Annotated in this window: 13 protein-coding genes; 10 read left to right on the top strand and 3 right to left on the bottom strand. The window is 67.1% G+C overall.

All coding sequences use genetic code 11. The features are described 5' to 3' along the window. Positions 1–92: 92 nt before the first annotated feature. Positions 93–1,067, bottom strand: a complete 975-nt coding sequence (locus E9536_RS02110) for a LysR family transcriptional regulator (protein ID WP_136469190.1) — start codon at positions 1,065–1,067, stop codon at positions 93–95. A 141-nt stretch (positions 1,068–1,208) separates the two neighbouring features. Here E9536_RS02110 and E9536_RS02105 point away from each other — a divergent pair, with 141 nt between their 5' ends. Together E9536_RS02105 and E9536_RS02100 are read left to right on the top strand one after the other, a co-directional pair. Next, positions 1,209–2,615 (top strand): aspartate ammonia-lyase, encoded by a 1,407-nt coding sequence (locus E9536_RS02105; RefSeq protein WP_027791265.1) that lies wholly within the window; start codon positions 1,209–1,211, stop codon positions 2,613–2,615. 106 nt (positions 2,616–2,721) lie between these two features. Further along, positions 2,722–4,233 (top strand): amino acid permease, encoded by a 1,512-nt coding sequence (locus E9536_RS02100; protein ID WP_059696535.1) that lies wholly within the window; start codon positions 2,722–2,724, stop codon positions 4,231–4,233. A 50-nt stretch (positions 4,234–4,283) separates the two neighbouring features. Here the strand turns inward: E9536_RS02100 and E9536_RS02095 are convergent, their stop codons facing one another. After that, on the bottom strand, positions 4,284–4,967 hold the full coding sequence (locus E9536_RS02095) for a phospholipase (RefSeq protein WP_059696533.1): 684 nt from the start codon (positions 4,965–4,967) through the stop codon (positions 4,284–4,286). Between the two features lie 272 nt (positions 4,968–5,239). Between E9536_RS02095 and E9536_RS02090 the strand changes: the two genes are divergently transcribed. From E9536_RS02090 to E9536_RS02060, 7 genes are all read left to right on the top strand, one after another. Beyond that, positions 5,240–5,548 (top strand): DUF485 domain-containing protein, encoded by a 309-nt coding sequence (locus E9536_RS02090; protein WP_027791268.1) that lies wholly within the window; start codon positions 5,240–5,242, stop codon positions 5,546–5,548. Next, positions 5,545–7,275: a cation acetate symporter gene (locus E9536_RS02085; protein ID WP_059696531.1), complete on the top strand. Its 1,731-nt coding sequence runs from the start codon at positions 5,545–5,547 to the stop codon at positions 7,273–7,275. Before E9536_RS02090 ends, E9536_RS02085 begins: the two co-directional genes overlap by 4 nt. A 449-nt stretch (positions 7,276–7,724) precedes the next feature. Beyond that, a complete protein-coding gene (locus tag E9536_RS02080; protein ID WP_060085067.1) occupies positions 7,725–10,097 on the top strand; it encodes an MCP four helix bundle domain-containing protein in 2,373 nt (790 codons plus the stop codon). Positions 10,098–10,119: 22 nt separating this feature from the next. Further along, entirely contained in the window at positions 10,120–10,848 is a 729-nt protein-coding gene (locus tag E9536_RS02075; protein WP_060085502.1) for a methyl-accepting chemotaxis protein, read from the top strand. Next, positions 10,845–11,426 (top strand): hypothetical protein, encoded by a 582-nt coding sequence (locus E9536_RS02070; protein ID WP_136469189.1) that lies wholly within the window; start codon positions 10,845–10,847, stop codon positions 11,424–11,426. The genes E9536_RS02075 and E9536_RS02070 overlap by 4 nt, the downstream gene beginning before the upstream one ends. A 32-nt stretch (positions 11,427–11,458) precedes the next feature. Then, positions 11,459–12,418 (top strand): chemotaxis protein CheX, encoded by a 960-nt coding sequence (locus E9536_RS02065; RefSeq protein ID WP_060085069.1) that lies wholly within the window; start codon positions 11,459–11,461, stop codon positions 12,416–12,418. A gap of 35 nt (positions 12,419–12,453) precedes the next feature. Further along, entirely contained in the window at positions 12,454–12,819 is a 366-nt protein-coding gene (locus E9536_RS02060) for a response regulator (RefSeq protein WP_011355572.1), read from the top strand. A gap of 236 nt (positions 12,820–13,055) precedes the next feature. On the opposite strand, the gene E9536_RS02055 is transcribed toward E9536_RS02060, so the two are convergent. After that, on the bottom strand, positions 13,056–13,937 hold the full coding sequence (locus tag E9536_RS02055) for a LysR family transcriptional regulator (protein WP_059696527.1): 882 nt from the start codon (positions 13,935–13,937) through the stop codon (positions 13,056–13,058). Positions 13,938–14,070: 133 nt separating this feature from the next. Between E9536_RS02055 and E9536_RS02050 the strand changes: the two genes are divergently transcribed. Continuing rightward, positions 14,071–15,492 carry an MFS transporter gene (locus E9536_RS02050; RefSeq protein WP_124838285.1) on the top strand — a complete coding sequence of 474 codons (1,422 nt, stop codon included), beginning with the start codon at positions 14,071–14,073 and terminating at the stop codon, positions 15,490–15,492. Positions 15,493–15,647 lie beyond the last annotated feature (155 nt).

Below are 15,647 nucleotides of genomic sequence, written 5' to 3'. Positions count from 1 at the left end.
GCGCGGATGCGCCGCTGCCGCGGGCCCGCGATCCGGGCCGCGCGCGGCGGCGGGCACATGCCTGCCGGCCGGCGCGGGCGTGAACGCGGGCGCTACGTGCGTGCGCCGCGAATCTTCGCCAGCTCCAGCGCCGACAGTTCGCCGATGTGCGCGAGGTGTTCGGCGAGAAAGTCCTTCAGGACGCGCAGCTTCGCCGAGCTGCGCCGGTTCGCCAGATACGCGATGTAGATGTATTCGCCCGTCAGCCGGTTCAGCAGCCGGTAGCGCGGCAGCACGGCTTCGAGCCGCCCGCTCGCGAGCAGGTCGCGCACCAGCCAGATCTCGAACTCCGCGATGCCGAGCCCCGCGCAGGTCGCTTCGAGCAGCAGCTCCGAATGGTCGGTGACGAGGTTGCCGACCGGCAGCAGGCTGTGATGCGCGTCGCCGTTCACGAGCTCCCAGCGCGGATCGCCTTCGGGGTGCACGTAGCGCAGGCAGTTGTGTTGCTTGAGGTCGTCCGGCGTGGACGGGCGCCCGCAGCGGTCGAGATAGCCGGGCGTTGCGCACAGGATGCTGTCGTTGCGCGACAGGCGGTGGACGACGAGGTTGTCCAGGTAGTTCTCGCCTTCGTGAATGTCGAGGTCGAAGCCGCCGGCCACGAGGTCGTTGTGGTTGTCGGTGAGGCGCACGTCGAGCTGGATCGTCGGGTAGCGCGCGAGAAACGGCGCGACCAGCGGGGCGAGATGGCGGCGGCCGAACGCAACCGGCGCGGTGAGCTTCAGCGGGCCGCTCGGCTGCGCATTCAGCTCGGCGACGACACGCAGCGTGTCGTCGAGATCGGCGATCAGCGTGACGGCGCGTTCCAGGTAGATGTGGCCGGCCTCGGTCAGCGTGACGCTGTGCGTCGAGCGGTGCAGCAGCGCGACGCCGAGTGCCTCCTCGATCGCCGTGACCTTGCGCGCGACCGTCGACGTCGACACGTGCATCTCCTTCGCGACCGCCGAAAAACTCCCTGTTTCGACCACTCTCACGAACGCGCGCATCGCGCCCATGTGATCGATGCCGGTTTCTCTCGCGCCTTTTTTCATTCGATTCTCGCTGTTGCGTCCCACGCAAAACCGCTTTCGATAATACATAAGCGAGCTTGTTTTTGCAAAGGCATAGAATGCGAACCCGTCGCGTCGGGAAGCGGCGAACGACGAGCGGTACGAGACATCCAGGAGGGCACGATGACAGAAAACGGCTTCCGCGTCGAAGCGGATCTTTTAGGCAAACGAAGTATTCCGGACGACGCGTATTACGGTGTCCATACGCTGCGCGCGAAAGAGAACTTCGACATTTCGGGCCGCACCATCGCGTCGCTGCCGTACCTCGTGATGGCGCTCGCCGCCGTGAAGGAGGCCGCGGCCGACGCGAACTGCGAGCTCGGGCTGCTGCCGCGACCGTACCGCGATGCGATCGCCGCCGCGTGCGTCGAGATTCGCGAAGGGCGCCTGCACGACCAGTTCGTCGTCGACGTGATCCAGGGCGGAGCCGGCACGTCGACCAACATGAATGCGAACGAGGTGATCTGCAACCGCGCGCTCGAACTCATGGGGCACGCGCGCGGGCAGTACGAATACCTGCATCCGAACGAACACGTCAATCTCGCGCAGAGCACCAACGACGTCTATCCGACCGCGATCCGCGTCGCGACCTGCTTCGCGCTCGAGCACCTGCTCGAAGCGATGGCGCGCCTGCGCGATGCGTTCGCGGAGCGGGCCGACGCGTTCGCCGGCCTGCTGAAGCTCGGCCGCACGCAATTGCAGGACGCGGTGCCGATGACGCTCGGCCAGGAATTCTCGACCTACGCGGTGATGCTGACGGAAGACATTGCACGCCTGCAGGAAGCCGGCTGGCTGATTCGCGAGATCAACCTCGGCGCGACCGCGATCGGCACGGGCATCACCGCGCATCCGCAGTACGCGGAGAAGGCGCTGGCGGCGCTGCGGCGCATTACCGGGCTCGACCTGAGCACCGCGCCGAACCTGATCGAGGCGACCCAGGATTGCGGCGCGTTCGTGCAGGTCTCGGGTGTGCTCAAGCGGATCGCCGTGAAGCTGTCGAAGATCTGCAACGACCTGCGGCTGCTGTCGAGCGGCCCGCGCGCGGGGTTCGGCGAGATCAACCTGCCGCCGGTGCAGGCCGGCTCGTCGATCATGCCCGGCAAGGTGAATCCGGTGATCCCGGAAGTCGTCAACCAGGTCGCGTTCGAGGTGTTCGGCAACGACCTGACCGTGACCTTCGCCGCCGAGGCCGGGCAGCTTCAGCTCAACGCGTTCGAGCCGGTGATCGCCAGCGCGCTGTTCCGCAGCTTCAGCCACCTGACGGCCGCCTGCACGACGCTGGCGCAGCGTTGCGTGAGCGGGATCACCGCGAACCCCGAGCGGCTGCGCGAAACGATGGAGCGCTCGGTCGCGCTCGCGACCGCGCTGAATCCGTACATCGGCTACAAGCGTGCGACCGCCGTGGCGGCCGAAGCGCACGCGACCGGCAAGTCGATTCGCGAGGTCGTTCTCGAACGCCAGTGGATGACCGATGCGCAGGTCGACGAAGCGCTTCAGCCCGAAGCGCTGATCCGGCCGCGCGTGCTTTGACGCCGGCTGAAGGCCGCCGGCGCGCGCGTTGAGCGCCCGGCGGGCCGTCATTTCATCAGCGCCCCCGCGCGGGGCGCGACACATCAAGAAACTACGGAGACTCACGATGAACCACAGCAGCGAGCGCCCGGCCGGTCCGGCCGGCGGCGCGGATTCCCGTCATGCCGACCCCGACGCGATGTTTGCATCGCACGAAGCAGGTTACGCGAAGCAGTTGAAGCCGCGGCACGTGCAGATGATCGCGATGGGCGGTGCGATCGGCACCGGCCTCTTCCTCGGTGCGGGTGGACGCCTGCAGAGCGCGGGGCCCGCGCTCGCGCTCGTGTATCTCGTCTGCGGCGTGTTCGCCTTCCTGATCATGCGCGCGCTCGGCGAGCTCGTGATGCACCGGCCGACCAGCGGCAGCTTCGTGTCGTACGCGCGGGAGTTCATGGGCGAGCGCGCATCGTTCGTCGCGGGCTGGATGTACTACCTGAACTGGGCGACGACCGGCATCGTCGACATCACGGCGGTCGCGATCTACATGAAGTACTGGGCCGTGTTCACGGACGTGCCGCAGTGGGTGTTCGCGCTCGGTGCGCTCGGGATCGTGTCGGTGATGAACATGATCGGCGTGAAGGTGTTCGGCGAGATGGAGTTCTGGTTCTCGCTCGTCAAGGTGGGGACGCTCGCGGTGTTCCTCGCGGTCGGCGCGGTGTTTCTCGCGAGCGGCCATCCGGTCGCCGGGCAGATGCCGGGGCTTCACCTGGTCGCGGATCATGGCGGGATCTTTCCGCACGGGCTCCTGCCGGCCGTGCTGATCGTGCAGGGCGTCGTGTTCGCGTACGCGAGCATCGAGCTCGTCGGCGTCGCGGCGGGCGAGACGGCCGATGCGCGCAAGGTCCTGCCGAAGGCGATCAACAGCGTGATGTGGCGTATTGCGCTGTTCTATGTCGGCTCCGTCGTGCTGTTGACGATGCTGCTGCCGTGGACCGCATACAGCTCGCACGAAAGCCCGTTCGTGACGTTCTTCAGCAAGCTCGGCGTGCCGTACGTCGGCACCGTGATGAACGTCGTGGTGCTGACCGCCGCGCTGTCGAGCCTGAACTCCGGCCTCTATTCGACCGGGCGCGTGCTGCGCTCGCTGGCGATGGGCGGATCGGCGCCGCGCTTCGTGTCGCGGATGAACGCGCGCGGCGTGCCGTACGGCGGGATCCTGATCACGGTCGCGATCAACGCGATCGGCGTGCCGTTGAACTACATCGTGCCGGCGCAGGCGTTCGAGATCGTGCTGAACATGGCGTCGCTCGGGATCATCACGACGTGGGGCTTCATCGTCATGTGCCAGATCCTGTTCCGCCGCGCGGTCGATCGCGGCGAGCTGAAGGCGGTGTCGTTCCGGATGCCCGGCGCGCCGTTCACGTCGTGGCTCACGCTGGCCTTCCTCGTCGGCGTGCTGGTGCTGATGGCGTTCGACTATCCGGGCGGCACGTGGACCATCGCGATGATTCCGGTCGTCGTGCTCGCACTCGTGGTGGGCTGGAAGCTGGCGAAGCGCGGTGCCGCGCGAGAACAGGCGGAGAATGCGCGTACGTCCGTCGCCACGGGTGCCGTCGCCGATCCGGCGCGGGGCGCCTGACGGTACACGCCGGGCGCGCCGGCGCGGTCGCGCCCGGCGCGCCGGTACGGTCAGTTCAAGCCGGCGCGTTCGCCGACCCATCGGCCGAAATCGCCGGCCATCTCCGCGGTCAGCTCGTGGCCGGCTTCGTACAGCCGCGTATCGTGCGCGACACCGAGCGCCGTGAGTTTCGCATCGGCGGTGTCGGCCCATGCGACGGGCAGCTTGTCGTCGAAGCGGCCGTGCACGATCAGCGCATGGAGCGGGCGAAGCGCATCGCGCGGCGCGATCAGCGGATCGATTTCGGGCAGGATGCGCCCGCACAGCACCGCGAAGGCGGCGACATCGTCCGGCGACGTGAGGCCGACGCCCGCGCTCATGATGCCGCCCTGGCTGAAGCCGGCGATCACGGTCGGCAATGCGGCGCCCGCGCCGTCGCGGGCGCGGAATGCACGCAGCAGCGTGATCAGTTGAATGCGGCTTTCGTCCGCGCGGGCCGCGTCGATTTCGGGGCCGTTCGGGCCGAAGCGCACCGGAAACCATGCATGCTGGCCGGGCCCGAACGTGAGCGGGCCGCGCAGGAACGCGATCTCGATCCGGGGATCGACGATGCCGGCCAGGTTCAGCAGGTTGGTTTCGTTGCCGCCGACGCCATGCAGCAGCAACAGGCGGGCAACGGGGCGGCCGGCGGCCGGGCGCAGCCGGTATGGGAGGCCCGACTCGGGATCGGTGGTCAGCGGCAGGACGTCGGTCATTGCGTGAATCCGGAAAGGGAACGATGCGACAGTCTAGAGCGTACGGGCGGGCGGGTGAATCGTCGGCGAGCGATTGATTGTTTCCTGGGAGGAATGAATTCGACGCATCGAGCCTGCCGCTCATGCGCAGGCGATGCCGCCGCCACGCCCGAACCCGCTAGGGAAAACCATAGTGCCCGGAATGCCGCGCGCGCAAGAGCGAGTAAGCGCGCAGTCAGCTTCGCTATTCAGAATCGCCGAACTCATTCAAAAAGCAAACCAGGAGACAGGCGATGCATGATGGGTTGGTGAAAAAAATCGAAGCGCATCCGAAGTACGCGCTGCTCAAGCGACGGCGCAATACGCTCGGTGTCTTTCTGACCGCGCTGATGTTGATCGTCTACTACGGCTACATCGCGCTGATCGCGTTCGACAAGTCGTTTCTCGCGAAGCCCGTGAGCACCGGCGTGACGAGTGTCGGCGTGCCGATCGGCATGGCGGTGATCGTGTTCACCGTCGTCATCACCGGCATCTACGTGCGCCGCGCGAACAACGAATACGACCAACTGACGCAGGACATCCTGCAGGACGTCGCCCGATGAAGAAGACACTTTCGACGATGCTGGTCGCGCTGCTGGCCGCGAGTGCGTGCGGCGTGGCCGTCGCGGGCGGCGGCGATGTCGGGCAGACCGCCAAGCAGGCGACCAACACCACGGCCATCGTCCTGTTCGCGCTGTTCGTGGCAGGGACGCTGTGGATCACCAAGTGGGCGGCTTCCCGCACGCGCTCCGCGGCGGATTTCTATACGGCCGGCGGCGGCATTACCGGGTTTCAGAACGGGCTGGCCATTTCGGGCGACTACATGTCGGCCGCTTCCTTCCTCGGCATTTCCGCCGCGGTGATGACCTCGGGTTACGACGGCCTGATCTATTCGATCGGCTTTCTGGTCGGCTGGCCGGTCATCACGTTCCTGATGGCCGAGCGGCTGCGCAACCTCGGCAAGTTCACCTTCGCCGACGTCGCGGGCTACCGCTTCGAGCAGGGGCCGATCCGCAGTTTCGCTGCAATCGGCACGCTGGTGGTGGTGGCGTTCTACCTGATCGCGCAGATGGTGGGCGCGGGGCAGCTCATCAAGCTGCTGTTCGGTCTCGACTACTGGGTGGCCGTCGTGATCGTCGGCGCGCTGATGATGGTCTACGTGCTGTTCGGCGGCATGACCGCGACCACCTGGGTGCAGATCATCAAGGCGTGCCTGCTGCTCGCGGGCGTGACGTTCATGGCGATCATGGTGCTCGCGCAGTACGGCTTCAGCCCGGAGGCGCTGTTCGCCCACGCCGTGGAGGTCAAGACCGCGATTGCCGCGAATGCCGGAAAATCGACGGACGACGCGACCCGTATCGGGCTGTCCGTCATGTCGCCGGGCGGGTTCATCAAGGATCCGGTCTCGGCCATCTCGTTCGGCATGGCGCTGATGTTCGGCACCGCCGGCCTGCCGCACATCCTGATGCGCTTCTTCACGGTGCCGGATGCGAAGGAAGCACGCAAGTCGGTGTTCTGGGCCACCACCTGGATCGGCTATTTCTACGTGCTGATCTTCATCATCGGCTTCGGCGCGATCACGCTGGTGCTGACCAATCCGGAACTGTCCGACGTGGCCAAGGGCGTGATCAAGGGCGGCGCGGGCACGGCCAACATGGCCGCGGTGCTGGTGGCCAAGACGGTGGGCGGCGACGTGTTCTACGGCTTCATCTCGGCCGTGGCCTTCGCGACGATCCTGGCCGTGGTCGCCGGGCTCACGCTGTCCGGCGCTTCCGCGGTGTCGCACGATCTCTATGCGACCGTCTTCAAGAACGGCAAGGCCGACAGTGCCGACGAACTGAAGGTGTCGCGCATCACGACGCTGGTGCTCGGCGTGATCGCCGTGCTGCTGGGCATCGCGTTCGAGAAGCAGAACGTCGCGTTCATGGTGTCGCTGGCCTTTGCCGTGGCGGCGTCGGCCAACTTCCCGGTGCTGTTCCTGTCGATGATGTGGAAGGGATGCACCACGCGCGGCGCGGTCATCGGCGGGTTCCTTGGGCTGGTCTCGTCGGTGGGGCTGACCATCGTGTCGCCGTCGGTGTGGGAGGCAACGCTCGGTTATCCGAAGGGTTCGGCGTGGTTCCCGTACACGTCGCCCGCGCTGTTCTCGATGACCATCGGCTTCGTGGGCGTGTGGCTGTTCTCGGTGCTTGACTCGAGCGCGCGCGCACGGTCGGAGAAGGGCGCGTTCGCCGCGCAGCAGGTGCGCTCGGAAACGGGCCTGGGGGCGACCCGCGCCAGCAGCCACTGACCGGCCGCCGGTCACGCCCGCTCCAGGGCCGACGATGCCGTTCATCGCATCGTCGGCCCCGGGGCGGGCGGTATCGTTTTCAGCCGTCCGTCCAATGATTCACCGGCAATAAAAAATCGCGCATTCAACCGGATTCGCCGATAATTCGCAAACGTTTTGCGAAAGTCATATAACGGTCAATTCGCGGATCGAATAAATAAAAAAATATCCGTATCCCGGATTTCCGGTCACGCACAGGCACCGCCAGAAGCCTTGAGGCAGAGGGTTAACGGCAGATCCCGGCAATACTTTAGGGTTCTTTCGCCACAATTATTCATTGCATTTTTATCAATGAACGATTGATTTCCGGTCATCGGAGCGTCATACACCATCCCCGATAATTCGGCGCTCACATTCTTTCAATAGACCAAACGGCGATCGAAGCCGGATCGCTGCGGGGAGCTGTACTCATGACCATCCGTCATCGCATTACGCTGCTAGTCGTCCTGACGTTCTTCGCGCTGTCCGCGATCGGCATTTATGCCGTGTACCAGACGCGCAAGAGCGCGTCGGAGGTGCGTCAGGTTACCCAGGGCATCGTGCCGAGCGCGCTCGCGTCGGCCGATCTCGTCGCCGATGTGAAGAACATCCAGATCGCGACGATGACGCTCGTCTACGCGCCCGACGCGAATACCGCCGCCCAGGCGCGTGACGAGCTGAAGGCGAAGCAGGCTGCGCTGCGCGCCGCACTCGACGTGCAGGCGAAGTCGGCGGTCGGCCAGGCGCAGGTCGGGCTCGTGTCGCAGGCGAAGGACAGCGCCGCGAACTATTTCGCGGCGATCGACGACACCGTGAAGATGAAGGCCGACGGCAAGCCCGAGATGGCGCAGGCGTACCTGTTCGCGAACGTCGCGCAGTATCGCGACGAACTCGAAAGCATCGTCGACACGCTGCGCGTCGAGAAGAACCGCCAGAAGGACGTCGCGATCAGCGCGCTGAACGGGATGCTCTCGACGACGGCGACCGCGATCGCGGGCGTCGCCGGCACGGTGATCGTGCTGCTGACCGCGCTCGGCTTGCTGCTGTATCGCCAGATCACGCGCCCGCTGATCGGGATGCAGACGGCGATGAGCGAGATCGCGGCGAGCCAGGATTTCACGCGCCGCGTACCGGTGGGCCGGATGGACGAAATCGGCCATTCGATCGTCGCGTTCAACGGGATGATCGAGAAGATCCAGGAGAACGCCGCGCAGCTCAAGCAGAAGACGGCGGACATCCAGGCGATGCTGCAGAACATGCAGCAGGGGATCCTGACCGTCGTCGAAGGCGGCGTCGTGCATGCCGAGTATTCGGCGTACCTCGAGACCATCTTCGAGACGAGCGACATCGCCGGCCGCGACCTGATGGCGCTCGTGTTCGACGATTCGGCGATCGGCGCCGACGCGCGTTCGCAGGTCGACGCGGCCGTGCATGCGTGCCTCGGCGAAGACAGCATGAACTTCGAGTTCAACGAGCACCTGCTGGTGAATGAAGTCGCGAAGCGGATGCCGGACGGCCGCGAGAAGTGGCTCGACCTGAGCTGGTCGGCGATCACCGACGAGACCGACACGGTGGTGCGCCTGATGCTGTGCGTGCGCGACGTGACCGAGATCCGCGAGCTGACCGCGCAGGCCGGCGAGCAGCAGCGCCGCCTCGAGATGATCGGCGAGATCCTGTCGATCAGCCAGGACAAGTTCCACGACTTCGTGCACAGCGCGAAGGGTTTCCTCAGCGAGAACGAGCGGATGATCCGCCAGCACGAGCGCGCCGATCACTCGATCGTCGCGGCGCTGTTCCGCAACATGCACACGATCAAGGGCAATGCACGCACGTACAGCCTCCAGCACCTGACGAACATCGTCCACGAAGCGGAGCAGGCGTACGACTCGCTGCGCCGCGCGGACGGCGGCCCCGAGTGGAACCGCGACGCGCTGATGGACGACCTGGCGCGCGTGCGCGAGGCCGTCGAGCACTACGCGACGATCAACGCGGTCACGTTGGGCCGCAGCGGTGACGCGGTGCAGGGCGGCGCCGACTTCCTGATGGTCGAGCGCGCGCACATCAGCGAGAGCCTGCGCGTGCTCGACGGCGCCGATCCGGCGAACGCGGCCGACTGGCACGCGGCACGCGATGCCGTACGCCGCATGCTGAGCCAGCTCGGCACGCAGGGGATCGGCGATGCGCTCGGCGGCGTGATCGAGTCGCTGCCGTCGCTCGCCGCCGAACTCGGCAAGCCGGCGCCCGTCGTGCATATCGACAGCCATGGCCAGCGCGTGCGCAGCGAAATCGTCGCGACGCTGAAGAACGTGTTCATGCACCTGCTGCGCAACGCGATCGACCACGGGATCGAATCGTCCGACGAGCGGCGCGCGGCCGGCAAGGCGGCATCCGGCACGATCGACATCGCGGTCGGCGTGGGCGGCGGCGAGCTGTGGTTTGTGCTGAGCGACGACGGCCGCGGCCTCGCGCTCGACCGGATTCGCGGCATCGCGCGCGAGCGTGGCTGGATCGACGCCGACCACGACGCGGCGTTGTCCGACGACGCGGTGGCCGAGCTGATCTTCCGCCCCGGCTTCTCGACCGCGAGTGCCGTGACCGAAGTGTCGGGGCGCGGCGTCGGCATGGACGCGGTGCGCAACTTCCTGAAGCGCGACGGCGGCGATATCGCGCTGCGTTTCACCGACGATCGTGTCGGCGCGCCGTACCGTGCATTCGAAACGATCGTGTCGTTGCCGGCCCGCTTCGCGGCCGACGGTGCCGCTCACGAGCGCGCGCGCGGCGCGGACGTCGGCGTTGTGGAGTGACGAAGTGATCGTGCAGGCGTGGATGATCCAGATGGCCGCCGCGCTGGCGGGCGGCGCAGTCGTCGCAATCGTGGCGGCGATCGTATTTCGCGTGATGCGCAAGCGGCTCGTCGCGGCGCTGGAGCGCGATGCGCATGCGTTGCGCGGTGCGCTCGACGCGGCCGGCGAGCGTGCCGAACAGGCGGCGTCCGCGCACGCGGAGGCGGCCGACGCATGGGCGCAACGCGAGGCGCAGCTCGAGGATGCGCTGGCACGCGAGACTTCCGCGGCCGGCACGCAGCGTGACGCGCTGCAGGCCATGTCGGCCGATCGCGCCGCGCTGGCGCAGCACGCGCAGAAGATCGCTGACGAAGCCGCGCGCCTGCGCGGGCTCGCCGGCACCTTCGAGCGCTGGCACGAGCAGATGATCTCGCTGACCACGCAGAACCAGGACATGCGCACGAAGAACCAGGAGCTGTCGGCGATCGTCGCGCACGTGTCGATCGTGTCGCTGAACGCGTCGATCGAGGCGGCGCGTGCCGGCACGGCCGGGCGCGGCTTCTCGATCGTCGCGAGCGAGGTGCGCGGGCTGGCCGCGCGCTCGCAGCAGCTGTCGAACAGCTATCGCGACAGCCTGAACCGCAACGATCTCGTGACGGCCGCGACGTTCCAGGACATCCAGGCCGGCGGCAAGATGATCACGGCCGCGCTGGCGACCGTCGAGGCGCTGGCCGGGCAACTGCATGCGCGGATCGACGGAGGCGCGGCGTGATCAGCGCGCAGGCGAAAGCCGGTTTCGAGCGGATTTTCTTCGATGCGGCGCGCACGCGGCTCGCATCCGGCGGTGCGTGCGACATCCGGCCGTCCGCCGGCGCGGCGCATGACGGGCACGATCGCGCGCACGCGAAGTCGCGCGCGAAGCCGACGGTGCCCGAGCACGTCGCGGCGCTGACGATCTCGGCGCTGCATTTCCGCCTGCTGCTCGCGCTGCGCTTCAGCGACGACGACGCGACGCGCCGCCATTTCGCCGGCGCGACCGCGGGCACCGGCAGCCAGCGGCCGCTGCCCGAAGCGTTCATGGAGGTCGCGAACCTGTGCTGCGGCGCGATCAACCAGGCGCTGACCGCCCCGTTTCCCGACCTGGGGATGTCGACGCCTTATCTGCTGAGCGGATCGAGCATCGATTACCTGGGCGCGCTGTCGCCCGATCACGTGGCCGCTTACGACCTGACGCTCGACGGCGGCGTGCGGGTCTGCGCGACGCTGTGCGTATGCGCGAACGCGCCGGTCGATTTCCATGTGCCGGAAACGGCCGTGATGGAAACCGGCGGCGAGCTCGAACTGTTCTGACCGACCCCGACCGACCATTAGGAAACCTTGAGATGACCGTAGACCAACCCGTCAGCAAGGTGCTCGTGCTGGACGACAGTCGCGCGCACGCCGACGCGATCAAGCGTTTCTGCGACGAGCACAACCTGGTCGGCCTGACCGTGCGGCGCAACCGGCTGCTGAAGGTGCTGCGCTCGAACATCGACCTCGGCGCGATCCTGCTGGCCGAGGATTACGGCGGCTCGCCGGCCGAGAGCGCGATCATCGCGACGCAGATCGATGCGCTGCGCCCCGAGCTGCCGATCATTCTGCGCCGCGACGCGCACGCGTCGCGCGACGGGTTGCCGGAGGCGCTCGCGCGCGTCGCGTGCGCGGCCTACGTCGCGGACGACATGACGCCGCTCAAGCGCGCGATCGACGAATACCTGTTCGGCCGCGATTACCCGAACGCGCTCGTGCGCGGCATCTCGGAGATCACCGAGGCGCGCCTCGACGGCCTGTTCCCGGGCATGACGATCGAGCACGAAACGCCGTGTATCGTGCGCGACCAGATCATCTTCGGCGAAGTGTTCAGCCTGATCGCGCTCGAAAGCGCGTGGTGCCGCGGCTACATGCTGCTGCAGACGAGCGAGCAGCCGCTGCTCGACATGCTCGGCGGCACGCGCGACGCCGGCCGCGCGCCGGATTTCCGCGACGTGAACAGCGTGCTCGGCGAGCTCACCAATCTCGTGTGGGGCGCGTTCAAGAACCGCTATCTCGGCGACGCCGAGGCACTGGCGCGCCATCCGGTGCAGGTGCCGCTCGTCGTCAATCACAAGCAGAAGTTCATCTCGTTCGGCGGCGACTGCCCGCAGCTCTGCTTCAAGTACCGGATGACCGACCCGGCATCGGGGCGCGCCGTCTGCATCGACCAGCGCTTCGTGTTCAGCCTGAGCTGGTCGCCGGAGGATTTCCGCGAATCGGTGCAGGACGTGGGGCCGATGGTCGAATCGGGTGAACTCGAACTGTTTTGAATGTTGAAGTCGCAAAGAGGAAAGGGGAATACAGCATGGCAAAGATTCTGGTGGTCGACGATTCAGGCACGGTGCGCGACGAGGTCGCGGGTTTCCTGCGCAATCACGGGCTCGACGTCGCGACGGCCGTCGACGGCAAGGACGGGCTCGCGAAGCTCAAGGCGACGCCCGGCGTGCGCCTCGTGATCAGCGACGTGAACATGCCGAACATGGACGGCCTGACGATGGTCGAGAAGATCCGCGGCGAACTGGCGAATTCGACGGTCAACGTCGTGATGCTGACGACCGAAAGCAGCCCGGCAATGAAGGAGCGCGGCAAGGCCGCCGGCGTGAAGGGCTGGATCGTGAAGCCGTTCAAGGGCGACGCGGTGCTCGACGCGTTGAAGAAGCTCGCGGGCTGACGCGCGTCGGCGACGTCAGCTTGCAGGACGGTGCGACGGTCGAGGTCCGCTCCGCACCGCAGACGCCCGCGATGACTGCGCGGATGAATACGTTCGGCGCGATCCGGGGCGGTGTGCTGGCCATTGGTGTCATGGGTGCCGTCTTTTTTCTTGGTGGCGTCGGGCATCTGTGGCCGGGCGGGCGCGGGTGGCGCAGCGGCGGCTCCCGGTCGCGCGCTGAAGCGGTCCCCCGTTCGTTACCGGGCGTCCGGCGCGGCGCTCGCGAATTCGTCGACGACGGCTTCGATCACCGCCTGCACGCGTGCGGTCTTGTAGAGATCGGCATGTGCGACGAGCCACACGTCGAAATGATTGCATCGTCGGGGCATGAGGCGCACCAGTTCCGGCTCGGCTTCGGCGCGGAAGCACGGCAGCTCCGCTATGCCGAGCCCCGCAAGCGCGGCCTCGACCAGCATCATCGTCGATGATGTCTGGAACATCACGCGGCCGCGCGACGTCGGTTCGCCGCACAGGGCGTCCCACATCGTCGGCACCACCGGCTGCTGGTACATCACCAGGTCGTGTCCTTCGAACGCACTGCCTGCGACCGGTTCGCCACGCTCGGCCAGATAGCGGCGCGATGCGTAGATGCCCGTTTCGAGATGCCCCAGCAGCCTGACGATCAGGTCCGGTGATTCCGGCCGCAACGTGCGAATCGCGAGATCCGCTTCGCGGCGCGTGAGATTGGCGATTTCGGCCGACGTCACGCACACGACGTCGATGCCGGCATGCCTGCGCCGCAAGCTGGCGATGGCGGGAATCACGAAACGCTTGCCGAGCGAGTCGGTCGTGGCAATGCGCACCGACCCGGCAAGCTGCTCGTCGAGCCCCATCACGCGTCGCTCGATGGTGAGCGACGCCCGTTCCATCGTTTCGGCGGGTTCGAGCAGCGCTTCGCCCGCGGTCGTCAGCACATAGAGGGTCGGGGTTCGGAGAAACAGGCGGGCCGAGAGTTCGTCTTCGAGCGCGGCGATCCGACGCCCCACCGTCGCCTGATCGACGTTCAGTTGCGCCGCGGCGCCGCGAAGCGTGCCGGTGCGCGCAAGGGCCAGGAAGAAGCGGGCGTTGTCCCAGTTCATACGGGTCGGCAGTGTCATCGGGCAGGGCGGCGGCGGGGAGTGGAGATGCATATCTGCATCAGGCAAATGCGAAATTATCACTTTTCTGCATCGTGTGCCGTTTCTAGACTCCCGGGATCTGCCTGGAGGTTTCATGCCCGATTGCCATCCCGTTTCCCTTCCCGTATCCATCACGACAGCGTGCCGCCCGACGGCCCGCGAACGCCGCTTCACGCTTGCGCTCGTCGCGATCGGCATGTTCATGGCGGTACTCGATACGACGATCGTCAACGTTGCGCTGCCCGCGATGCGCGCGAATCTCGGTGCGACGGTCGCGGCGCTCGCGTGGATCGTCGACGCATATACGCTCAGTTTCGCCGCGCTGATTCTCGCGGGCGGCGCGCTGTCCGACCGGTTCGGTGCCAAGCACGTCTATCTCGCGGGGCTGGCGCTGTTCGTCGCGGCATCGGCCGGATGCGGCTTCGCGCCGTCCGTGGCCGTCCTCGTGGCCGCGCGATTCGTGCAGGGCATGGGCGCCGCGCTCTTTTTACCCGCGTCGCTCGCGGTCGTGCGCAGCACCTTCGACGTGCCTGCCGAGCGGGCGCGGGCGATTGCGGTATGGGCGGGCATCGCGTCGGTCGCGGTGGCCGTGGGCCCGGTGCTGGGCGGCGTCCTCGTGGACGATTTCGGCTGGCGCAGCGCATTCCTGATCAATGTGCCGACCGGTGCGGTCGCTCTTGCCGGGGCGGCCGTGCTCGTTCGGGCGTCGGTCGCGCGGCATGCGCGCCGCTTCGATTGGGCCGGCCAGTGTGTCGGTGCGATCGCGCTCGGTGCGCTGTGTTTTGCCGTGATCGAGCTGCCGACGCGCGGCCCGGGTGCGGCGGAAGTCCGGGGCGCGCTGCTGGTCGCCGGTCTTGCCGCCGGCGCGCTGGTCATCATCGAACGGCGTGCTCGCGATCCGATGGTTCCGCTGGCATGGTTTCGCAATCGCACCTTCGTCGCGATGAACCTGATGGGCAGCCTCGTTTATGTCGGGTACTTCGGCCTGCTGTTCGTCCTGAGCCTGTACCTGCACGGGCGCTTCGGCATGAGCGCGCGGCAGACGGGGCTGACGCTGTTGCCGTTCGCGCTGAGCCTGTCGCTCGGCAATCTGCTGTCTGGAAAATTGCAAGGCCGTGTCCATCCGGTCCGGCTGATGGCGAACGGCCTCGGGATGGCGGCGCTGGCCATGCCGGCACTCGCGGCCGCGTTGACGCTGCGTGCGCCGTGGCCGGTGGCCTGGGCGGCGATGGCCGCGTTCGGCACCGGGACCGCGCTGTCCGTGGCGCCGATGATCGCGACCGTACTCGAACAGGTGCCCGCGGACGCGGCGGGCGTGGCGTCGGGATTCCTCAATGCGGCGAGACAGGCAGGCAGCCTGTTCGGTGTGGCCATCGCCAGCGCCGCGACGATACTGCTGCCGAATCCGACCGCCGCCCTATGGGCGATCGCGGCGGTCGGTTGTATCGCCTATGCGACGGCCGCTCTTGCCGCGCGGACGGCAGGCACGGCGAGGGCCGCGCAACGGCGCGGTTGATGCGCGAGTCGCCTGGTTGTTGCACGACGGCACGCCGGCTACTGCGCGTGCATGCGCGTCCACGCGACTGGACGCCGCACGGAATGTGGAGGACGATTTCAACACCGTGCCGTGAACGGGCGTGCATCACCGCCGCCTGTTCGTGCCGTGCCGAA

The sequence above is a fragment of the Burkholderia sp. LS-044 genome (genome assembly GCF_004803625.1).
Taxonomy (GTDB): Bacteria; Pseudomonadota; Gammaproteobacteria; order Burkholderiales; family Burkholderiaceae; genus Burkholderia; species Burkholderia cepacia.
The sequence above is the reverse complement of the archived record's forward strand: the minus strand, read 5'-3'. Positions and strand labels throughout refer to the sequence as shown.

Excerpts from the sequence above, each read along its gene's own strand:
- E9536_RS02110 (WP_136469190.1), bottom strand. The coding sequence starts at position 1,067 with ATGAAAAAAGGCGCGAGAGAAACCGGCATCGATCACATGGGCGCGATG.
- E9536_RS02105 (WP_027791265.1), top strand. The coding sequence starts at position 1,209 with ATGACAGAAAACGGCTTCCGCGTCGAAGCGGATCTTTTAGGCAAACGA.
- E9536_RS02100 (WP_059696535.1), top strand. The coding sequence starts at position 2,722 with ATGAACCACAGCAGCGAGCGCCCGGCCGGTCCGGCCGGCGGCGCGGAT.
- E9536_RS02095 (WP_059696533.1), bottom strand. The coding sequence starts at position 4,967 with ATGACCGACGTCCTGCCGCTGACCACCGATCCCGAGTCGGGCCTCCCA.
- E9536_RS02090 (WP_027791268.1), top strand. The coding sequence starts at position 5,240 with ATGCATGATGGGTTGGTGAAAAAAATCGAAGCGCATCCGAAGTACGCG.
- E9536_RS02085 (WP_059696531.1), top strand. The coding sequence starts at position 5,545 with ATGAAGAAGACACTTTCGACGATGCTGGTCGCGCTGCTGGCCGCGAGT.
- E9536_RS02080 (WP_060085067.1), top strand. The coding sequence starts at position 7,725 with ATGACCATCCGTCATCGCATTACGCTGCTAGTCGTCCTGACGTTCTTC.
- E9536_RS02075 (WP_060085502.1), top strand. The coding sequence starts at position 10,120 with ATGATCCAGATGGCCGCCGCGCTGGCGGGCGGCGCAGTCGTCGCAATC.
- E9536_RS02065 (WP_060085069.1), top strand. The coding sequence starts at position 11,459 with ATGACCGTAGACCAACCCGTCAGCAAGGTGCTCGTGCTGGACGACAGT.
- E9536_RS02060 (WP_011355572.1), top strand. The coding sequence starts at position 12,454 with ATGGCAAAGATTCTGGTGGTCGACGATTCAGGCACGGTGCGCGACGAG.
- E9536_RS02055 (WP_059696527.1), bottom strand. The coding sequence starts at position 13,937 with ATGAACTGGGACAACGCCCGCTTCTTCCTGGCCCTTGCGCGCACCGGC.
- E9536_RS02050 (WP_124838285.1), top strand. The coding sequence starts at position 14,071 with ATGCCCGATTGCCATCCCGTTTCCCTTCCCGTATCCATCACGACAGCG.